A 19,404-nucleotide genomic window follows, 5' to 3' on the forward strand; every position below is an offset into this window, starting at 1 on the left:
CGCTCCGGCGGTCAGCGAGCCGTGCGCGCGGTTTTCATCCGAGGTGATGAAGGGGTGGTCAGCGGCCGAGGGATCGGCGGTGCTCCTGCGCGGCCGCGAGGAGGTCCCGCGCGCGGTCGCTGGCCGTCTCGGCGTCGTCCCGGGAGCGTTCGAGCTGCTCGACCTCGGCGGTGGCACGCTCGAGCTCGCGCGCGAGTCCGGCGCGGCGGTCCTCGGCGGCGCCGAGTTCACGCTCCGCTTCGTCGAGAGCCGCGTCCGCCTCGCGGGACTCCGTCCGCGCCGCGGTCTCGGCCTGGCGGGCGGCGCGGCGCTCGGCGGCGGGGTCGGGCATCGGCTCCGGTTCGGGATCCGGGGCGCGGTCCTGCTGGTCCTGCTGGTCCTGCTGGTCCTGTTCGGCCTGTTTCTCCGGCCTGGAGGCTCGGGTCGACCTCCGCGCGCGCCGCCCCTCCTCGATGTCGATGGGCGGGGCACCGCTGCCCGACCAGGCGTCGGGGACCGCGTCCGGCACGGCGAGGGCGCCGTCGAGGTCGACGTCCTCGAAGCCGACGCTCTCCAGGGGCTGCACGAGGAGCCCCGAGCGGACGGCGGCTCCGGCGTGCGGGTCGGCCATCGCGGCCTCGATCGTCGCGCGGACCTGCTCGAGGACCGCCGGCGTGGCAGGGTGGCCGGCATCCGTGGCCAGGTCTGCCCCGGCCTGTGCCAGTGCGGCCACCACGCTCGTGCGCTGGCGACGGAGCGTGCTGATCTCCTGCGGGTCCGCCTTCGCCTGGGCCTCCCGCAGGGACGGGCCGAGGTCGACCGCCTCGTCGAGGGCCTGCTCGTGTGCCAGCAGGTCGATCACCCAGGCGGCCGGAGTCGGTTTCCGGAGCTTGCCGACCGCCGCGGCGGTGTCGCGGTCGTCAGCGCGCATCGCCCGCTGCCGGGCGGTCCGCTCGGCGACGAAGTCCGCCGGCGCGACGAGCAGGAGCTCGCGGGCGACCCCTGCGAGCGTGTCGATGTCCACGCTCGCAGAGGCTACCCGCGGCGCCTCACCAGTCGTGGACGGTGCCGTCGGCCAGGCGGTTGAACGGCAGGTAGGCCTGTTCGTACGGGTACTTGCCCGCCTCGTCGACGTCGAGCGACACCCCGAGGCCGGGCTCGTCGCCGGGGTGCAGGTAGCCGTCGGTGAACGTGAACGTCTGGCGGAACACCTGGTTCGTCCGGGGCCCGTGCTGCATGTACTCCTGGATGCCGAAGTTGTGGATCGCGAGCCCGAGGTGCATCTGGGCCGCGAGCCCCACCGGCGAGATGTCGGTCGGCCCGTGGAACCCGGACTTGACCTGGTACAGCGCGGCGTAGTCCATCGTCTTCCGCAGCGGCGTGATCCCGCCCATGTGCGTCACGGCTCCGCGGACGTAGTCGATGAGCTGGTCGCGGATGATGTCCTTGAAGTCCCAGATCGTGTTGAAGACCTCGCCGATCGCGAGCGGCGTCGTGGTGTGCTGCCGGACGAGCTTCAGGGCCTCCTGGTTCTCGGCGGGGGTGCAGTCCTCGAGCCAGAACAGGTCGTACGGCTCGAGGGACTTGCCGAGCTTGGCGGCCTGCAGCGGCGTCATCCGGTGGTGGCCGTCGTGCAGGAGCGGCAGTTCGGGCCCGAACTCGTTGCGGACCGCCTCGAACACCGTGGGCAGGTGGCGCAGGTAGGCACGGGTGTCCCAGTCCTCCATCGCCGGGAAGGCCCCACGCTGCGCCGGCTCGAAGTCGTACCGGACGCCGGCGTTGCCCTCGGTCGTCCGGTTCGACGCGATGCCGTAGATCGACTCGAGCCCGGGGACACCCGTCTGGACGCGGATGGAGCGGTAGCCCTCCTCCTGGTGCTCGCGGATGGAGTCGAACAGCTCGGGCAGTTCCTTGCCCGAGGCGTGGCCGTACGCCATCAGTCCGGTGCGGGAGGCGCCGCCGAGCAGCTGGTAGAGCGGCATGCCGGCGACCTTGGCCTTGATGTCCCAGAGCGCCATGTCGACGGCGGCGATCGCGGCCATCGTCACCGGGCCGCGACGCCAGTACGACGAGCGGTACAGGAACTGCCAGGCGTCCTCGATGCGGCTGGCGTCGCGCCCGATCAGCAGCGGGACGACGTGCTCGGAGAGGTACGCCGCGGCGGCGAGCTCCCGCCCGTTCAGGGTCGCGTCCCCGAGGCCCGTCACGCCGTCGGCGGTCGTGATCTTCAGCGTGACGAAGTTGCGGTCCGGGCTGGTCACGATGACCTCGGCCCGGTCGATCAGCTGGCGGCGGTCGGCGCTGGCCCACGTGTCGGGTCGGCCGGCGGTGGCCTCCCCGCTGCGGTCGTCGGTCGCGCCGGGCACAGGGGCGGCCGGGTTCGTCGTGCCAGCCGGGGCGGTCGGGGCGGGGGTGGCGTCGGTCATGCTGGGACTCCTTCGTCGGAGGGCTGGCGGGCTGCTGCCGCGGCGGTGCGGATGCGGTCGGCCGCGGCGGTGACGGCCGCGACCACGGGGGTGGTGTCCAGGTCGGGTGCGACGACGGCCAGGACGTCGTGCACGTCCGAGCCTGCACCGGGTGCGCCCGGGTCGTCCACCAGGTCCGACTGCGTGGTCACGTGCAGCCACCACGCCGCGAGGAGGGTTGCCGCGCCGGGGCCGATGCCGGCCGCCGGGTCACGGTCGAGGCGGTGCCGGACGACGTCGACCACGCGCACGGGCAGCTTCTGGGACCCGCCGGACGCGATCTGCACCAGGGTGTGCCGGATGCGGGGGTTGGCGAAGCGCTCGACGAGGGCCGCGCGGGCGTCGGCGACCTGGTCAGCCGGCAGCGCGAGCTCCTGCGCGGCCTCGTCCCAGAGGGCCTCGACCGCGGAACGGCACACGGGGTCGGCCATCGCCCGCTCGACGGTCTCGTGCCCGAGGAGCAGTCCGAGGTAGGCGAGCAGGGAGTGCGACCCGTTGAGGAGCCAGAGCTTCCGCTGTTCGTACGGGGTGACGTCGTCCACCACGCGGGCGCCGGCGGTCTCCCACGCGGGGCGCTCCCCCGCGAAGGCGTCCTCCACCACCCACTCGGTGAAGGGCTCCGTGACGACGGGCACCCGGTCGCCGTCGAGGGCCCCGGGCAGACCGGCGAGCGCCGCCACGTCGTCCTCGGTCGTCGCCGGGGTGATCCGGTCGACCATCGAGCTCGGGAACGTCACGGTCGCGTCGATCCAGTCCTGGAGGGCCGGGTCGGTCACGGCGTCACGCACGGCCTGGCGCAGGACATCGCCGTTGTGGGTGAGGTTGTCGAGGCTCAGGAGCGTCACCGGGCCGGCGTCCGCGTGCCGGCGGGCGTCGAGTCCGGCCACCAGCCGCACCGGCACGTCGGAGCCCGGGCGGTACCCCTGCTCGGTGACGGTCAGCGTGACCACGGCGGTGTCCGGTGACGCGAGTGCCGCCGTCCACGCGGTGTCGTCGCTGCCCGGGTGCGCCGCGACGACGACGTCGACCACCTCGGCGGTGTCGCCGTCCGCCGCGCGGGTGACGAGCGTGTAGCGGCCGTCCTGCGCGGCGAGCGCCTCGGCGACGGCGGGGGAACGCCCGGTGAAGGCCGTGATCCCCCACGGCTGCCCGGACGCGTGCTGCGTGTACCAGGCGAGGTGGGCGCGGGCGAAGGCGCCGATCCCCAGGTGGACGATGCCGGGTCGACGGTTCACGCGGTCACCGGCACGAGGGAGCGCAGGTAGGCCAGGTTGTCCGCCGTGCGGGCGTCGAGGGGCAGGTCGGTGGAGAAGTCCTCGACCGTGACCCAGCCGTCGTACCCGACGGCGCGCAGGTCGTCGAAGTACCCCGACACCGAGGCCTGCCCGGTGCGCAGCGGTGCCCACTCGTGCTGCCAGACCGCGCTGCCGTCGGCCCGGATGTCGCCGGTGTCGGCCCAGCGGGCGTTCTTCACGTGCACGTGCGCCAGGTAGGGGCCGAGGAGCTCGAACGCGGCGAGGTGGTCCTCCTGTCCCTCGATGACGAGGTTGCCGAGGTCGTGGATGACCCCGACGTGCTCCGGGTCGAGTCCGTCGACGAGCCGCAGGGCCGCCGAGGCCGACGGCGTGATCGTCATGTGGTGCAGCTCGACGAGCGCCTTGACGCCGAGGTCGGCCGCGCGGGACACCGCCCACTCGAGGTCGGCGCGGGTGCGGTCGAAGACCTGGGCGTAGGTCTCACCGGTGCGCTCCTTCTCCTGTCGGTAGACGGGCATGCTGACGCGCACCTGCCCGGCGCCGAGCTCGCTCGTCACGCGGAGCATCGTCTCGACGCCGTCGTGGTCGGCGGCCTGCTGGTAGCCGCCGATGCCGGAGTACGCGAGCCCGGCGCCGTCGGTGACCCGGGCGATCTCGCCGATCCGGTCGTCGATCCCGGTGAACTGCCACGTCGACCGGTTGCCGGCCCAGAAGGCCCGTTCGGCGGGGACGGTGGTGCCGTCGGCGGGACGGTCGTCGATGATCCGCCACTCGATGCCGTCCCAGCCCTGCGCGGCGAGGGTCTCCGCTGCCTGCGACGGGGTCCAGTCGGGGGTGGACGCGGTGAACACGGAGAACTTCATCGGGTGACTCCTCCTGCTGCTGCTGCTGCTGCGACGACCGGGACGACGTCGTCGTACCGGCCGTCGATGACGTCGTCGATCCGCACGGGCTGCCCCAGCGTGGCACTGACGTAGAGGCCGCGGACGGTGGCGAGGGACACGAGGGCGTCGTCGACGGTGACGCCCGGGTCACGTCCGGTGCGGATGGCGTCCACGATGTCGTCGTACTGCCGTCCGTGGCCGGCCAGGAAGTGCTCGGGTTCCGGTGGCCCACCGACGACGTGCTCGGCCGGGACGACGTCGGCCTTCTGGTCCACCGGGTCGGCCACGGCGGTGGTGTTCGCGCTCGCGGCCGCCGACTCGAGCGTGGCGGCGTCGGGTGCGACGTGGAAGTAGCCGAGCTTGTCGTCGTCGACCACGGCCGACCCCTGCGTGCCGTAGACGGCGTAGCGGGCGGAGAGGCCCGGGTACGCGGCCGTCGTGCAGTGGATCACCCCGAGCGCCCCCGTGTCGAAGCGGACGGTGGCCACGGCGGTGTCCTCGACCTCGATCCGGTCGTGGGCGAGCAGGCCGATCTGCGCGGAGATCTCCACGGGGCGCCCGAGCGTCCAGACGAGCAGGTCGACGGTGTGCACGCCCTGGTTCATCACCGCGCCGCCGCCGTCGAGCTCCCACGTGCCGCGCCAGTCGCCGGAGTCGTAGTACCCCTGTGATCGGAACCACGCGACGCTCGCGACGCCGGACGTCACCCGGCCGAACCCGCCCCCGTGTGCGGCACGCGCGACCGCGACGGACGCCGGGTCGAAGCGGTGCTGGCTGATGACGCTGACGACCAGCCCGCGCTCCCGGGCGGCCGTGGCGAGGGCGGCGATCTGCCGCGCGCGCGGCATGGTGGTGTCGAGGGGCTTCTCGATGACGACGTGCTTGCCGGCGGTGAGGGCGGCCTCGGCCAGCTGGACGTGCATGCCGGACGGCGAGCAGATGGCGACGACGTCGATGTCGGTCTGCGCGATGGCGTCCTCGATGGTGGCGGTGGTGAGCGGTCGCGGTGCCCCGGTGGCCTCGATCTCGTCGGCGGCAGCGGTGGCCGCGGCAGGGACGGCGTCGACGAGGGCGACGACGTCGAGTCCGGGGTTCGCGAGGGCGACGCGGGCGTGGTGGCGGCCGATGACGCCGGCGCCGACGACGGCCAGGCGCAGCGGTGCGGTGGTGCTGGTGGTGTCTGCGGTCATCGCAGGGTCACTCCGATCTGGTCGGTGAGGGTGCGGAAGGCCCGGCCGGCGCGGCCGAACGCCGCTGGGCCGGAGAACCCGCCGAGGGCGTTGACGTCGGTCAGGTGCGGTTCGAGCGAGGCGTAGCCGGAGTACCCGGCGTCACGCAGCGCCGTGAGCGTGAGCAGGAGTTCGCCGTCGCCCTGCCCCGCGGGGACCACGGACGAGTCGGCGGCGAGGGCGTCCTTCACCTGCAGGTAGTCGACGTAGGGGGCGAGCTGCGCCCAGCCGTCGGTGAAGGGCCGCACGCCGCACTGGACGTAGTTGGCGTTGTCCCACGCGAGCCGGAGGGACGAGGACCCGACGCTCTCGACGACGTCGAGCACCCGGGCGGGCACGTCGCCGTAGATGTCCTTCTCGTTCTCGTGCAGCAGGGTCACGCCCTCGCGCGACGCCACGTCGGCGAGTGCCCGCATCCGGACGAGGACGTCGTCGCGGACGCTCTCGGGGGTGCGGCCCGCGAAGTAGAACGAGAAGATGCGGATGTTCGTCGTGCCGAGTGCGTGCGCGGCGGCGATCGCCCGTCCGAGCCGCGTGACCTCGTGCTCGACGGGCTCGTCGACCGAGACCTTGCCGATCGGCGAGGCGATGGCGGAGACGGTCTGCCCCCGTTCCTCGAAGACCCGGTGCAGTCCGGCGAGCTGGTCGTCGTCGAGGTCGACGACGTTGACCCCCCAGGCGCTGCGGACCTCGATCGCGCTGGCACCGAGTGCCTGCAGGACCGCGACCTGGACCGCGGGGTCGGCGTCGATCTCGTCGCCGAACCCGGAGAGTTCCCAACTGGACTGTTCCTGTGTGGGCTGGGTCATGGCATTCCTTTCGTTGCGTCGATCCTGGACGAGCGGGGCGGAGCCGCGCCGGGCCTCCAGGCAGTCTGTGGAGAACTCGCGCTACTTCACGGAGCCGGCCGTGAGCCCGCCCACCAGGTAGCGCTGGAAGACGAGGTAGAGGGCGACGACCGGCACCGCGCAGACGATGGAGGCGGCCATCATCTGGCCGTAGATCGGGACCGCGCCGCCCTCCTGCGTCGTGCCGAGCACCTGCAGGACCACGGCGACCGTCCGCGTGTTCGGGGTCGTCATGATCGTGGAGAACAGCACGTCGTTCCAGCCGAGCAGGAAGGCGAAGATGGCGGACACCACGATCCCCGGCCAGGACAGCGGCAGGACGATCTTCGTGAGGATCCCCGTCGAGGACGCGCCGTCGATGCGGGCGGCCTCCTCGAGCTCCTTCGGCAGCCCCCGGAGGTAGGTCACCATCACCCAGGTGGAGAACGGCAGGGCGAACGTCAGGTAGGTGACGAACAGGCCCCACCGGGTGCCGATGACCTGCACGCCGGTGGCGCTCGCGATGTTGGCGAACACGACGAACACCGGCAGGAGCAGCAGGGTGCCGGGGATCGACTGCAGCGCGAGCAGGCCGCGGAGGAACGTCAGTCGGCCGAGGAACCGGAAGCGGACGAGCACGTAGGCCGTCGACACGGCGAGCGCGGCGCTGCAGACGGCGACCGCGCCGGCGGTCAGGATGCTGTTGACGAGCCCCTGCCCGAGCGCGACCGTCGACCAGATGTCGGCGTAGTTGGCGAGCGTGAACTCGGACGGGAAGTACTCGCCGCGGGCGACCGCGACGTCCGAGTTGACCGACCCGAACACGATGTAGAGCACCGGGACGGCGATGAACGCGACGATGACGGCGATCACGGTGACGAGCAGCCAGCGCGGCAGCAGTCGGGTGACGTCGGTGTCGTACGGACGCTTCGGTCGGCGGCCGCCGCCCGGGGCCGTGATGCTCTCGGTGAGCGTGGCGGTCGGGCGGGTCCTGGTGGGGCTGTAGCCGCTCATGCGCGTGCTCCCTCGACGTCGGCGGCTGCCGGGGCTGCCAGCACGGCACGGTCGGCGCGGCGCTGCTTCCGGTTCGGGCCCGCGTCGTCGCCGGTGTCGAGCTGGACGGCCCGCAGGTAGACGAACAGCGGGATGGCGACGATCACGAGCGAGCAGATCGCCATCGCGGCGGAGAGCCCGAAGCGGAACGACTGGAAGCTCGCGATGTACGTCAGGACGGGCATGACCTCGACGCTCGAGGGCAGCGGGATGCCGAACAGGACGAACGGCAGCGTGAAGTTGTTGATGTTGTGCAGGATCGAGATGATCACCGCCAGGCTCAGCGGACCGCGCAGGTAGGGGAACACGACGTCGCGGAGCTTGATCCACCAGGTCGCGCCGTCGAGCGAGGCGGCCTCGTGCACCTCGAGGTCGACCGCCTGCAGCCCGGCGAGGGACAGCAGGTAGACGAACGGCCAGCTCGTCCAGACCATCACGCCGGCGAGTGCCCAGTAGGACGCGGAGCCGTTCAGCCAGAGCACGTCGGTGTGCAGGACCGAGTTCACGACCCCCTGCGGCTGGAGCATCGTGCGGAAGAACGTGCCGACGACGAAGGCCGGGAGCACGTAGGGGATGAGGTAGACCGACCGGACGAGGCCGCGACCGCGGAACCGGTTCTGCGTCGAGATCGCGGCGGCGACCCCGATCGGGACGGTGACGGCGGTGACGAGCACCGCGAGCGACACCGAGATCCAGATGGAGTGCAGCAGCGGCGAGTTCGTGAAGGCCTCGGCGAAGTTCGCGAAGCCGACGAACGGGGCGCTGAACCACTGCCGGAGCGTGTACTGGTCGAGGTCGAGCATCGCGATGAAGAACCCGACGAGGAGCGGCACCACGATGATCGCGAGCATCAGGAGGCCGCCCGGGAGCAGCATCCAGAGCGGACGCTCCCGCTTGTACAGCGGGGTCGTGCCGTGCGGACGGACGGGGTGGTGCCCGTCGGGTCGCCGCGTGCTGGGCTTGGTCTGCGTGGCGGTCATCACAGACCTCCGTTCTTCTGCCGGTCGAGCGTGGCCTGGGCGTCCCGCTGCGCGTCCTGCAGGCGCTTGCGGAGTTGGTCGTCGGTGACCTCGCCGCGCTTGAGCGACGGGATCGACTGCACGACGACGTCGACGAGCGCGAGCTGGATGTCCGACCAGGCGCCGGTGAAGGCGGTGGGCTTGGACAGGCGCCCGGCGTCGATGATGGGCTTGAGCTGGGGGTTCTCCGCTGCCAGCTGCGCGGCGGCGTCCACGTTGGTGGGCAGGTTGCCGAACAGGTCGTAGTACTCGAGCTGGGCCTTCTTCGTGCTGAGCTGCTTGATGAACCGGAACGACAGGTCCTGCTTGGTGCCGTAGTCGGCGACGACGAAGTTGTCACCGGACAGGATGCTGGCCGCCTCGATGCCGTCGGTCGGGCGTTCGGTGGCGCCCGGCGGCACGGTCGGCAGCAGGGCGAACTCGTACTTGCCGTCGACCTTCGTGCCCGTGAACGAGTTGATGGCGGTGGTCGTCGTCATCGGGAAGAACGCCGCCTTGCCCTCGGTGAACTGCGCGAGGGCCTGCGCGTTGTTCCACCCGATCGCCGACTCGTCCACGACGCCGTCCTTCGTGACCCAGTCGAAGTACGTCCGGTAGGCGTTCTGCACGGCGTCCGCGTCGAGCTCGGCCTTCGTGCCGTCGACGATGGTGTTGCCGGCGTTCTCGGACATCCCCCAGATGAACTTCCACGGGTCGAACCCGTCGGCGTAGGCGATCGCGAGGCCGTGGCGGTCACCGGTCGTGGTGGCCTTCGCGTCGGCGGTGAGCTGGTCCCACGTGGTCGGCATCTCGGTGATGCCGGCCTGGGCGAGCAGGTCCGTGTTCACCGCCATCACGAACGGACGGCTGGCGAACGGGATGCCGATCTGCTTCGACGCGCTCGGACCGGAGATGCCGAACGACGCCGGGTCGAACTGGTCCTTCCCCCCGACGGCCGCCCACTGCTGCTTCCCCATCTGGACGAAGGCACCGGTGGCGTAGGCGGTCGGGGTGAAGGTGGTGCCGATCGCGTAGACGTCGGGGCCCTGACCCGAGATGACGCTCGTCTGGATCGCGGTCAGTTCCTCCTGGGCGGAGGAGTACGTCTCCCACTGGATGTCGGCTCCGGTGGTGCGCTTGAACTCGGCAGCGGTGTCCTGCTGCCACTGCTTGCGTTCCGTGGGGTAGGTCGTGTCCGCGCCCATCATGACGCGGAGTGTGTTCGGGTCGTCGCCGCTGCCGTTGACGATCGCGCATCCCGGCAGGGACAGCGTCGCGAGGGCGACCACGACCACAGAACCGATGAGGGTCCGTGCCTTCATGGGGTTTCCTCCTTGGGGCATCCACCCGAGCGGCGCTGCTCGGGGGTCCGCCGGGACGGCCCGGCTGACGACCACTGTCGCGCGGGTGGCAACAGGCGGCAACCGGTTGCCACTTGTTGCCAGAGCGGCCTAGCGTTCGACACGTCGGGACGACGCCGTGGCGCCCCGACCGTCGACCGTCGACAGCAGCAGCAGCACCGGACAGGGAGGTGCCCGTGACCGAGACCGACTCGTCCCGCCGCGTCACGATCCGCGACGTCGCCACCGCGACCGGGGTCGCACCGTCGACGGTGTCCCGTGCCCTGTCACTCCCCGACCGAGTGAACCCCGTCACGCAGCAGCGCATCCAGCAGGCCGCCCGCGACCTCGGCTACGTCGCGAACTCGCAGGCCCGGGCGCTGACGTCCGGCAGGACCCGTGCGGTCGCGGTCCTGGTGTCCGACATCACGAACCCGTTCTACTTCGACGTCATCCGGGGTACGCAGCACCAGCTCGCCGCCGCCGGGTGGACGCAGCTGCTCGTCGACACCGAGGAGTCCGCGGACGCCGAGATGGCCGCCCTGAGCGCGGTGTCTACGAAGGCCGACGGCGTCGTGCTCACCGCGTCGCGCCTGTCCGACGTCCAGATCGCGAAGTTCGCCGAGCGCACCCCGCTCGTGGTGGTGAACCGCCGTCCGGCCGGGGTGCCCTCCGTGCTCATCGACACCCCTGGCGGTGTCGAGCAGGCCGTGCAGCACCTCGCGTCGCTCGGGCACCGTGACGTCCTGTACGTCGCCGGGCCGGACAGCTCGTGGTCGAACGAACGCCGCTGGCGCGCCCTGGTCCGGGTCGCGAAGCGGCTCGACGTCCGCGTCGCCCGGATCGGTCCACACGCCCCGTTCGTCGACTCCGGAGCCGCCGCGGCCGACGCCGCCGTCAACGCGGGAGCGACGGCGTGCATCGCCTTCAACGACCTCATCGCGATCGGGATGCTCGGACGGCTCCGGGAGCGCGGAGTCCGCGTGCCCCAGGACATCAGCATCGTCGGCTGCGACGACATCTTCGGCGCCGACTTCTGCAACCCGCCGCTCACCACGATGACGTCGCCGATCGAGCGGGCCGGCCGCGTCGCGATCCGGATGCTCCTGGGCAGGCTCGGTGCCGTCCCGGCCGACGAGCTCCCCGGGGAGCAGATGAGCGGTGCCGTCGCACTGCCGACCCACCTGACGGTGCGCGAGTCGACCGGACCCGCGCCGTCCTCGCGAAGGAACCGATGATGACCACCACGCCCCCGCGCACCCTGGCCCCGCACCCAGACCGGCTGTTCCCCGCCGACCCCGCCACCAGGACGATCGCCCGGACCCTGTACGACGCCGTTGCGCACGCGCCGATCATCTCCCCGCACGGGCACGTCGACGCGGCCCTGATCGCGGACGACCAGCCGTTCGCCGACCCCGCCGCGCTGCTGATCACGCCCGACCACTACGTCCTGCGGCTCCTGCACGCGAACGGTGTCGGACTGGAGGCGCTGGGTCGCGCCGACCTGTCGGGAACCGGCACCGTGCCTCCCGGCCGACAGATCTGGCGGACACTGGCGGAGCACTGGGACGACTTCCTCGGCACCCCCGTCCGGTACTGGTTCGAGACGGAGCTGCACGACGTCTTCGGGCTGACGGAGCAGCCGTCGGCCGCGAACGCGGACGCGCAGTACGACCACATCGCCGGCCTGCTGCAGCAGCCGCAGATGCGGCCGCGCGCCCTGTTCGACGCCTTCGGCATCGAGGTCCTCGCCACCACCGACGCCCCGGACGCCGACCTCGACGCGCACGCACGGCTCGCCGCCGACCCCACCTTCCGCGGCCGGGTGCTCCCCACCTTCCGCGCGGACGCCGTCTTCGACCCGTCCCGTCCGGACTGGAGGCTCGTGGTCGCGTCCGTCGGTGAGGCCGCCGGCATCGACACGGGCACCCACGACGGGTTGCTCGCGGCACTCCGCGCGCGTCGGCAGCACTTCATCGAGCACGGCGCGACGGCGACGGACACCGGGGTGCTCGACGCCGGGTCGACGCCGCTGTCGCCGGCGGAACGCGCGCGGATCCACGCGGCGGCGCTGCAGGGGCCGGCCGGGGTGACCGCGGCCGAGGCCGTCGCCTACCGGCACGACATGCTCTTCCGGTGGGCCGAGATGAGCGTCGACGACGGCCTGGTCATGCAGCTGCACCCGGGGATCGTCCGGAACCACCACACGCCGACCCTCGAGCGCTTCGGGCCCGACACCGGGCACGACCTGCCCGCGGTCGGCGCGTTCACCGGACCGCTGCGGCCGCTGCTCGAGGCCTTCGGCACCGCGCCCGGGTTCCACCTGGTGCTGTTCACCGTCGACGAGACCGTGTTCTCGCGGGAGATCGGTCCGCTCGCGGGCTTCTACCCCGCCGTGTACGCCGGGGCACCCTGGTGGTTCATCGACACCCCGGCGGCGATCGGGCGCTACCGGTCGGCGATCACCGACTCGACGTCGTTCACGAAGACGTCCGGGTTCATCGACGACACCCGGGCGTACTGCTCCATCCCCGCGCGGCACGACATGGCGCGGCGGGCGGATGCGGCGTACCTGGCGTCGCTCGTGGTGACGCACCAGGTGTCCGAGGAGGACGCCGTGCGCACCGCGCAGCGGATCGTGTCCGACATCCCGCGGGCGACGTTCAAGTTGTAGGGGTGTCTCGTGGTCAGGGTGCGAGGTTGATCACTCGGTGCGAGGTCGCGGCAGCGCACGGGGTGGTCGAGCTCGCACGGGGCGGGCGCGTTCGCACCGTGCAGGCTCCCGTCAGGGCAGGAGGGCGAGGATGCGCGCGACGGTCTCGTCGACCGTGCCCTGGATCGGGACGGCAGCGCCGGCCTCGTCGTCCGCGGGCCGCTCGAGCGTGCCGAACTGCGAGTCGAGCAGCGAGTTCGGCATGTACTCGTGGTGCCGGTGGGACTGCCGGTCCGCGATGAGCTCCCGCGACCCGTCGAGGTAGGCGATGAACAGCCCGGGTGCACTCGCCCGCAGCCGGTCCCGGTAGATGCGCTTCAGGGCGGAGTTCGCCATCACGCAGCGCTTCCCCGCGGCCTCGACCTCGGCGATGCGAGCGGCGCAGGCGTCGAGCCACGGCCAGCGGTCCTCGTCCGTCAGGGGCGTGCCCTGTCGCATCTTCTCCTTGTTCGACGCCGGGTGCAGGTCGTCGGCGTCGACGAACTCCGCGGGCTCCCCACGGTCGTGCAGCGCCGTCGCCAGGGCATCGCCGATCGTGGACTTGCCGGAGCCGGAGACCCCCATGACGAGGACGGGCGGTCGGGTCGGTCGGTCGCTCATGCCTCCACCGTATGGGCAACGCCGACTGTTCTCCCCAGGTTGTGGCAACTGTCGGGCGGTCCCAGCGCGGCGGACGTAGCGTGGGCGAAACGTGACGACGAAGGAGATCCTCGTGGCAGACAGCAACGGTCAGGCGAACATCGGTGTGGTGGGGCTCGCGGTGATGGGGTCGAACCTCGCCCGCAACCTCGCTTCGCGGGAGGGCAACACGGTCGCGGTCTACAACCGCACCTACGCCCGCACCGAAGACCTCATGAAGGAGCACGGTGACGCGGGCTTCATCGCGTCAGAGGACATCGACGGCTTCGTGGCGTCGCTCGCCAAGCCCCGCACCGCCATCATCATGGTGCAGGCCGGCAAGGGCACCGACGCGGTGATCGGGCAGCTCGCCGAGCGCTTCGAACCCGGCGACATCATCGTCGACGGTGGCAACGCGAACTTCCAGGACACCATCCGGCGCGAGCACGAGCTCCGCGAACAGGGCCTGAACTTCGTCGGCACCGGCATCTCCGGTGGTGAAGAGGGCGCCCTGCACGGCCCGTCGATCATGCCGGGTGGCTCGGACGAGGCCTGGGAGACCCTGGGCCCGATCCTGAAGTCGATCGCCGCCGTGGCCGAGGGCGAGCCGTGCGTGACCCACGTCGGCACCGACGGTGCCGGCCACTTCGTGAAGATGGTGCACAACGGCATCGAGTACGCCGACATGCAGCTCATCGCGGAGTCCTACGACCTGCTCCGCCGGGTCGGGGGCCTCTCCGTCGAGGACCTCGTCAAGGTGTTCGACGAGTGGAACAAGGGGGACCTCGAGTCCTACCTGATCGAGATCACCGGTGAGGTCCTCAAGCAGCAGGACGCCGACACCGGCAAGCCGCTCGTGGACGTCATCCGCGACGCCGCCGGGTCCAAGGGCACCGGCGTGTGGACCGTGCAGAACGCGGTCGGCCTCGGCATCCCGGTGTCCGGCATCGGCGAAGCGGTCTTCGCACGGGCCGTGTCGTCGAAGGCGTCGCAGCGTGCCGCCGTCCAGAAGTCCGTGAAGAACCGGCCGTCGATCGCCGAGGTCCCCGACACGTTCGCCGACGACGTCCGTGCAGCGCTCTACGCGTCGAAGGTCGTCGCGTACGCCCAGGGCTTCGACCTCATCATCGCCGGCGCCAAGGAGTACGACTGGGACATCAACCTCGGTGACATGGCGAAGATCTGGCGCGGCGGCTGCATCATCCGCGCGCAGTTCCTGAACCGCATCGTCGAGGCCTACGACAAGGACCCGGAGCTCGAGTCCCTGCTCGTCGACCCGTACTTCGCCGACGCCGTGGCCGAGGGCGAAGCCGCCTGGCGCCGCATCGTCGGCATCGCGGCCGCGTCGGGTGTCCCGGCGCCGGGCTTCTCGTCCGCGCTGTCGTACTTCGACGCGCTCGCGTCCGACCGGCTGCCCGCGTCCCTGATCCAGGGGCAGCGCGACTTCTTCGGTGCGCACACCTACCAGCGCATCGACAAGGACGGCACCTTCCACACGCTGTGGTCCGAGGACGACCGCCGCGAGGTCGAGCAGGAGCCGTCGACGCACTGATCCGACTCCTCGTCGTCGCGACGGAGCGGGTGGACGTGGACGCCCTCCCACTCCGTCACGGCAACGCGGTCATGTCAGCGCACGCGCTCGAGGAGCTGTTCGAGGACCTGCTCCGCGCTCGGACGTTCGCTGATCTCCTGCTGCACCGACCGGGCCGCGGCGGCGACGACGGTGTTGCCGAGCAGTGACCGGACGGCGGCGCCGACGGCCGCCGGGTCGGACTCCTGGACGGCCACGCCCGCCTCGACGGCGCGCGCAGCGTTGATGAACTGGTCGGCGCCCTGCGGGATGACCACCATCGGGACGCCTGCCGCGGCGGCCGCGAGCACGGTCCCGGCGCCTCCGGTCGTGACGACGACGTCGACACCGGGCAGGAGCTCCGCCAGCGGACGGAACCCCTCGAACCGGACGTTCGGCGCCTCGAGGGGCGGCGACGTGAGCTGGACGCCGAGGGTCGCGACGACGTCGACGTCAAGGGCCGCCACGTCCGCGAGGATCGCCGAGAGCAGCGCCGCGTCGTTGAAGACCGTCCCGAGGGTGACGAGCACCGTGGGACGGGTGGCCCCTGCGTCCCGATCGGCCGACGGAATGACCCCCTGGTCGTCCCGTCGGTAGGCCTCGGCCCGGAACGGGAGCGTCAGCGGAGTCGCGGTCCAGTCCGGCGTCTGGAAGGACCGCGGGGCGGGGTCGAGCACCGCGACCGGGGGCTGCATGGTCAGGCCACGAGCGCTGTACCGGGGTGCGACGACGGCGAGCATCGGCTGGGTGAACTCGGGCGGGACGTCCGGACCGAACGCGACCATCGCGTACGGCAGGTCCAGCTCGGCTGCGACGAGCGGGCCGACGAAGTCGACCGCGTCGACGACGACCAGGTCAGGACCCCACGCACGCGCCGCGTCCAGCGCGGCATCGTGGGCGAGGTCCACCCGAGCTCCGGCGAAGAACTCGGCGACGGTCTCCGGCTGGGGGTCGTTGACGGGGTCTGCACCGGGGAAGCGCTCGGCGACCAACGACCCGATCGCCATCGGGTCCGGGCCTGCCGCCAGGAACGTCACGCCGGGCAGCTCGACTGCGAGTGGTCGTTGCATGACGACGCTGGTCATGACGGCGACGTCGTGCCCGAGGTGCGCCGCCGCACGGACGAAGGGGACGAGGGGCAGGACGTGTCCGTGAGCGGGGACGGCGGAGAACAGGAGACGCATGGGATTCCGATCAGTAGATTGAGTGGAGAGCATATACATCGATTTGAGAGAGCCTCCAGTGACTAGGCTGAGACGGTGAGCAGCAACCGGACCTACACGTCCCGGGTCCGCACCGAAGCGGCCGGCCGGACGCGCGACGCGATCCTGGACGCCGCCGAGCAGCTGTTCGGTCGGCAGGGCTACGGGGCGACGCGCCTGCCGCAGATCGCCGCCGGTGCCGGCGTCGTGGTGAACACGATCTACGCGAGCATCGGCGGCAAGCCGGAGCTCATCGATGCGATCGTCGACCGGTACGTCAGTCACGAGGTCGTCCTGACGGCACTCGCGGACATCGACACTGCGACCACGGTTGACGACCTCCTCGTCCTGCTGGTGGCGGGGGTCCGTCGCAGCTACGAGGTCACGCTGCGACCGGCACGCATCGTCATCGACGCAGCGCACACGGATCCAGCGCTGGAACCCGCACTGGACCGCATGACGACCCCGTTCCGCGAGCGGCTCGAGCGGATCGCCGACCGATGCGCCGACCTCACCGACGACCGGAGCCTCGATCAGGACGTCCTGGCGCAGGTCTTCTGGTTCTACCTCGGCTACAGCGCCTGGCACGAGATGGGGGAACTCGGCTGGTCCTGGGAGACGCGGGAGCGGTGGACCGCACGGCGACTGGCCGACGCGGTCGCGGACCTGCCGGACGACCTCCCCTGACCGGATCCGTTCTGCGTGCCCGTAGGTCGGTGGGACCACGGAGGCCGTTCTCGTCGATCTCCGTACCGTTGTCGGACAGCCCCGGTGAGCTCTCGCACCGGTGGGCACGTCGTCAGACCACGTCAGGAGCACCGATGCGCGAGCACCACCGAGCAGAGTCACCAGCACACGGGGACGACCCCGGGAGCACGCCGGCCCTCGTGCGCCGACCCTCAGCCGACGACGCGTGACGACTCCGGGCCAGGGCACTGGACCGGCGAAGCGGGGGCGCACCGGGGCGCTGACTCCAGGCCGACACCGGGTGACCCTGGACGGCGTCGGCATCGCCTACGAGGTCCGGGGGTCCGGGCCGGTCCTGGTCGCGCACGCCGGAGGGCCGGGCAGTGACCCGCGCTACCTGCGCATGCCCGACGTGGAGCGGTTCGCGACGGTCGTGTACGTGGACCCGCCAGGAGCCGGGACGTCAGATCCGCTGCCCGGCGGTGACTCCCGGATCGAGCGGTACGCCGACCTGGCACATCGGCTCGTCATGTCGTTCCCGGAGCAACGGGTGCACTTCCTCGGCCACTCGCACGGCGGCATGGTCGCGGTGCAGCTGGCGCTGGACCACCCCGAGGTCCTCGACAGCGTCATCGTCTACGCAGGCCTGGCGACGAACGTGCGGATCGGCAGCGTCGGGGAGCGGCGGGTCCATGCCTTCCTGGCGCGGTTCCCCGACGACCCACTGGCGGTGGACGCCCGAGCGGCCTGGGACGACCTCGCCGGGATGGACGACCCGGCCGCCGACCCGGAGGCCGAGGCAGCGGCCGTGCGGCGGCTGCGACCGGCATACTTCGGGCACTTCCGGCGGGACGGTGAGGCCCTCCGAGTGATCCAGGAGCACCCCCGCCGCAGTGATCCGGGCCGCTTGCCGGACGAGCCGTGGGACGTCCGTCCGGCGCTGCCGAGCATCACCGTCCCCCTCGCCGTGTTCGTCGGCCGGTACGACTTCATCGCCGGGCCGGAGCACGCCGTCGAGATCTGGCAGGACGTCCCGGGGTCGCGGCTGGTCACGTTCGACGACAGCGGCCACTTCGCCCACCTCGAGGTACCACTGCAGTTCGCCGCGGCCGTCCGGTCCGTCCTCGTCCGCTGACCCGTCGGTGCCGTGGGCGGGAACAGGGCGCGCCGGGCGGCGACCTGGTGCTCGTGGAGGCGCGAGCGAGGCCCCTGACCGCGGCCCGGCAACGGCCGTCCCGCGACTTCCGGACACCATGCGTCGGCTGGGCTCGTTCGGCGGATGTCCGCGTTGACCCGGTTCGAGCGCGCGGCCCAGACTGCAGCCATGACCACCCTCGTGTCCCTCGTGTACATGTCCGTCGCCGTCGACGAACTCACCGATGCGGAACTCGTCGGCCTCCTCCGGGACGCCCGCCTCACCAACGACGCACTCGGCGTCTCCGGTCTCCTCGTGGCCAAGGGCGGCCGCTTCATGCAGGTGCTCGAAGGCCCGGAGTGGAGCGTCGAGGACCGTTTCTCCGCGATCAAGGCCGACCCCCGGCACCAGGACGTCAGGTCGCTCTCGATGGAGCGCATCGACGCCCGCCGGTTCGACGGCTGGTCGATGGCGTTCGGCAACCCCACCGACGCCGACGTCCGTGACGACCCCGGGTTCAGCACGTTCCTCGAGCGCCGCTCCGGCTTGCCGAAGGCGCTCGCGGGGTCCCCCGCGGACTGGCTGTTGCGGTGGTTCCGCAGCCGCGACCTGCGCGCCGTGCCCGACGAGCAGGTGACGCTCGCGCGGACCGCCGCCTGAGCAGCAGCACCCGTCGTCAGGCGACGATGCGCTCCCGCGCCAGCTCCGCGACCAGGCGGTCGAGCTTCGGCCCACGGCCGAGGACCCGACGCGAACCGGGTGCCGTCCGGACGAAGAACGTCGCGACGGCCGTGGTCTCGTCCGGGCGCACGTAGTGCAGCGCGACCGCGCAGCCGGTCCGGCCGCCGGGACCGCTCGCGTCCTCGAGTCCGACGTGCATGACCCGGCTCCACCGGATGACGAGCAGCCGGGTGGCCCGACGCTCGTCGAGTTCCCAGAGCGAGGCCTCCGTCGCGCCGAACGCCCACGTCACACGGGTGCCGAGCGGGACCTCGGGGCGGGTCTCCTCGACCGTCAACCGGAGCTCGGCGGTGGGCGCGGCGGGCACCAGCCACACCGTGGGGTCGATCCGCCGGATCGCCATGGCGAGTGACTCGTCCTCACGGCGCCGGCGGAGCCCCTGCATGCGGAGGATCCCGGCCAGGACGACCCCGACCCCGAGGGCGATGACGACCACCTCGGCGATGCCGAACACGGTGAGGTCGGCGTCGGGAGTCCGCGACACGACGACGATCCTGGCGACCAGGAGCGCCGCCCACACACCGACGATGACCCACCGGATCATCGCGAGGCGGCGGAGCGGCGACATCCGCTGCCGGGCGCGACCGTCCCGCGGGACATGGTCGGGTCGCCTCAGCACGTCCCGATCCTCGCACGGTCGGCCGGAGAACCCCACCGGCCATCCGTGAACACCCGGCGACCCGCTCAGGTGGGACGAGCCTCCACAG

18 protein-coding genes are annotated in these 19,404 nt (G+C 71.7%); 6 read left to right on the plus strand and 12 right to left on the minus strand.

All coding sequences use genetic code 11. The features are described from left to right. Positions 1-58: 58 nt before the first annotated feature. The 9 genes from ITJ68_RS10680 to ITJ68_RS10720 form a co-directional block, all read right to left on the minus strand. Positions 59-1,003 carry a hypothetical protein gene (locus ITJ68_RS10680; protein ID WP_194661227.1) on the minus strand — a complete coding sequence of 315 codons (945 nt, stop codon included), beginning with the start codon at positions 1,001-1,003 and terminating at the stop codon, positions 59-61. 25 nt (positions 1,004-1,028) lie between these two features. Then, entirely contained in the window at positions 1,029-2,405 is a 1,377-nt protein-coding gene (gene manD, locus ITJ68_RS10685; protein WP_228505231.1) for a D-mannonate dehydratase ManD, read from the minus strand. Then, entirely contained in the window at positions 2,402-3,679 is a 1,278-nt protein-coding gene (locus ITJ68_RS10690; protein WP_194661228.1) for a mannitol dehydrogenase family protein, read from the minus strand. Before ITJ68_RS10690 ends, manD begins: the two co-directional genes overlap by 4 nt. Further along, positions 3,676-4,563: a sugar phosphate isomerase/epimerase family protein gene (locus ITJ68_RS10695; protein ID WP_194661229.1), complete on the minus strand. Its 888-nt coding sequence runs from the start codon at positions 4,561-4,563 to the stop codon at positions 3,676-3,678. The genes ITJ68_RS10690 and ITJ68_RS10695 overlap by 4 nt, the downstream gene beginning before the upstream one ends. Continuing rightward, positions 4,560-5,774, minus strand: coding sequence for a Gfo/Idh/MocA family protein (locus ITJ68_RS10700; protein WP_194661230.1), 1,215 nt, complete (start codon positions 5,772-5,774; stop codon positions 4,560-4,562). Before ITJ68_RS10700 ends, ITJ68_RS10695 begins: the two co-directional genes overlap by 4 nt. Then, positions 5,771-6,622 (minus strand): sugar phosphate isomerase/epimerase family protein, encoded by an 852-nt coding sequence (locus ITJ68_RS10705; RefSeq protein WP_194661231.1) that lies wholly within the window; start codon positions 6,620-6,622, stop codon positions 5,771-5,773. The genes ITJ68_RS10700 and ITJ68_RS10705 overlap by 4 nt, the downstream gene beginning before the upstream one ends. Before the next feature lie 81 nt (positions 6,623-6,703). After that, complete coding sequence (locus ITJ68_RS10710) at positions 6,704-7,654, minus strand: carbohydrate ABC transporter permease (RefSeq protein ID WP_194661232.1); 951 nt, start codon at positions 7,652-7,654, stop codon at positions 6,704-6,706. Then, on the minus strand, positions 7,651-8,673 hold the full coding sequence (locus ITJ68_RS10715) for a carbohydrate ABC transporter permease (protein ID WP_194661233.1): 1,023 nt from the start codon (positions 8,671-8,673) through the stop codon (positions 7,651-7,653). The genes ITJ68_RS10710 and ITJ68_RS10715 overlap by 4 nt, the downstream gene beginning before the upstream one ends. Further along, on the minus strand, positions 8,673-10,013 hold the full coding sequence (locus tag ITJ68_RS10720) for an ABC transporter substrate-binding protein (protein ID WP_194661234.1): 1,341 nt from the start codon (positions 10,011-10,013) through the stop codon (positions 8,673-8,675). Before ITJ68_RS10720 ends, ITJ68_RS10715 begins: the two co-directional genes overlap by 1 nt. A 215-nt stretch (positions 10,014-10,228) precedes the next feature. Here ITJ68_RS10720 and ITJ68_RS10725 point away from each other — a divergent pair, with 215 nt between their 5' ends. Both ITJ68_RS10725 and uxaC read left to right on the plus strand, forming a co-directional pair. Then, positions 10,229-11,269, plus strand: coding sequence for a LacI family DNA-binding transcriptional regulator (locus tag ITJ68_RS10725; protein WP_194661235.1), 1,041 nt, complete (start codon positions 10,229-10,231; stop codon positions 11,267-11,269). Further along, positions 11,269-12,705: a glucuronate isomerase gene (gene uxaC / locus ITJ68_RS10730; protein ID WP_416354646.1), complete on the plus strand. Its 1,437-nt coding sequence runs from the start codon at positions 11,269-11,271 to the stop codon at positions 12,703-12,705. The genes ITJ68_RS10725 and uxaC overlap by 1 nt, the downstream gene beginning before the upstream one ends. Before the next feature lie 111 nt (positions 12,706-12,816). Here the strand turns inward: uxaC and ITJ68_RS10735 are convergent, their stop codons facing one another. Beyond that, complete coding sequence (locus ITJ68_RS10735) at positions 12,817-13,344, minus strand: gluconokinase (RefSeq protein ID WP_194661237.1); 528 nt, start codon at positions 13,342-13,344, stop codon at positions 12,817-12,819. A 112-nt stretch (positions 13,345-13,456) separates the two neighbouring features. On the opposite strand from ITJ68_RS10735, the gene gndA reads away from it, so the two are divergent. After that, entirely contained in the window at positions 13,457-14,914 is a 1,458-nt protein-coding gene (gene gndA / locus ITJ68_RS10740; protein WP_194661238.1) for an NADP-dependent phosphogluconate dehydrogenase, read from the plus strand. A 74-nt stretch (positions 14,915-14,988) separates the two neighbouring features. On the opposite strand, the gene ITJ68_RS10745 is transcribed toward gndA, so the two are convergent. Further along, positions 14,989-16,116 (minus strand): glycosyltransferase, encoded by a 1,128-nt coding sequence (locus tag ITJ68_RS10745; RefSeq protein ID WP_194661239.1) that lies wholly within the window; start codon positions 16,114-16,116, stop codon positions 14,989-14,991. A 75-nt stretch (positions 16,117-16,191) separates the two neighbouring features. Between ITJ68_RS10745 and ITJ68_RS10750 the strand changes: the two genes are divergently transcribed. The 3 genes from ITJ68_RS10750 (at position 16,192) to ITJ68_RS10760 (ending at position 18,616) form a co-directional block, all read left to right on the plus strand. Further along, positions 16,192-16,821, plus strand: a complete 630-nt coding sequence (locus tag ITJ68_RS10750) for a TetR/AcrR family transcriptional regulator (protein ID WP_194661240.1) — start codon at positions 16,192-16,194, stop codon at positions 16,819-16,821. A 301-nt stretch (positions 16,822-17,122) separates the two neighbouring features. Then, entirely contained in the window at positions 17,123-17,956 is an 834-nt protein-coding gene (locus ITJ68_RS10755; RefSeq protein ID WP_194661241.1) for an alpha/beta fold hydrolase, read from the plus strand. Positions 17,957-18,145: 189 nt separating this feature from the next. Beyond that, positions 18,146-18,616 (plus strand): BLUF domain-containing protein, encoded by a 471-nt coding sequence (locus ITJ68_RS10760; protein ID WP_194661242.1) that lies wholly within the window; start codon positions 18,146-18,148, stop codon positions 18,614-18,616. Between the two features lie 16 nt (positions 18,617-18,632). Here ITJ68_RS10760 and ITJ68_RS10765 read toward each other — a convergent pair whose 3' ends face one another. Then, complete coding sequence (locus ITJ68_RS10765; RefSeq protein ID WP_194661243.1) at positions 18,633-19,316, minus strand: hypothetical protein; 684 nt, start codon at positions 19,314-19,316, stop codon at positions 18,633-18,635. Positions 19,317-19,404 lie beyond the last annotated feature (88 nt).

The sequence above is a fragment of the Curtobacterium sp. VKM Ac-1395 genome (genome assembly GCF_015350975.1).
GTDB lineage: Bacteria > Actinomycetota > Actinomycetes > Actinomycetales > Microbacteriaceae > Curtobacterium.

Bases quoted from the DNA above. Each gene is read 5' to 3' on its own strand.
- manD (WP_228505231.1), bottom strand. From the start codon at position 2,405: ATGACCGACGCCACCCCCGCCCCGACCGCCCCGGCTGGCACGACGAAC.
- ITJ68_RS10695 (WP_194661229.1), bottom strand. From the start codon at position 4,563: ATGAAGTTCTCCGTGTTCACCGCGTCCACCCCCGACTGGACCCCGTCG.
- ITJ68_RS10700 (WP_194661230.1), bottom strand. From the start codon at position 5,774: ATGACCGCAGACACCACCAGCACCACCGCACCGCTGCGCCTGGCCGTC.
- ITJ68_RS10705 (WP_194661231.1), bottom strand. From the start codon at position 6,622: ATGACCCAGCCCACACAGGAACAGTCCAGTTGGGAACTCTCCGGGTTC.
- ITJ68_RS10710 (WP_194661232.1), bottom strand. From the start codon at position 7,654: ATGAGCGGCTACAGCCCCACCAGGACCCGCCCGACCGCCACGCTCACC.
- ITJ68_RS10715 (WP_194661233.1), bottom strand. From the start codon at position 8,673: ATGACCGCCACGCAGACCAAGCCCAGCACGCGGCGACCCGACGGGCAC.
- ITJ68_RS10720 (WP_194661234.1), bottom strand. From the start codon at position 10,013: ATGAAGGCACGGACCCTCATCGGTTCTGTGGTCGTGGTCGCCCTCGCG.
- uxaC (WP_416354646.1), top strand. From the start codon at position 11,269: ATGACCACCACGCCCCCGCGCACCCTGGCCCCGCACCCAGACCGGCTG.
- ITJ68_RS10735 (WP_194661237.1), bottom strand. From the start codon at position 13,344: ATGAGCGACCGACCGACCCGACCGCCCGTCCTCGTCATGGGGGTCTCC.
- ITJ68_RS10745 (WP_194661239.1), bottom strand. From the start codon at position 16,116: ATGCGTCTCCTGTTCTCCGCCGTCCCCGCTCACGGACACGTCCTGCCC.
- ITJ68_RS10760 (WP_194661242.1), top strand. From the start codon at position 18,146: ATGACCACCCTCGTGTCCCTCGTGTACATGTCCGTCGCCGTCGACGAA.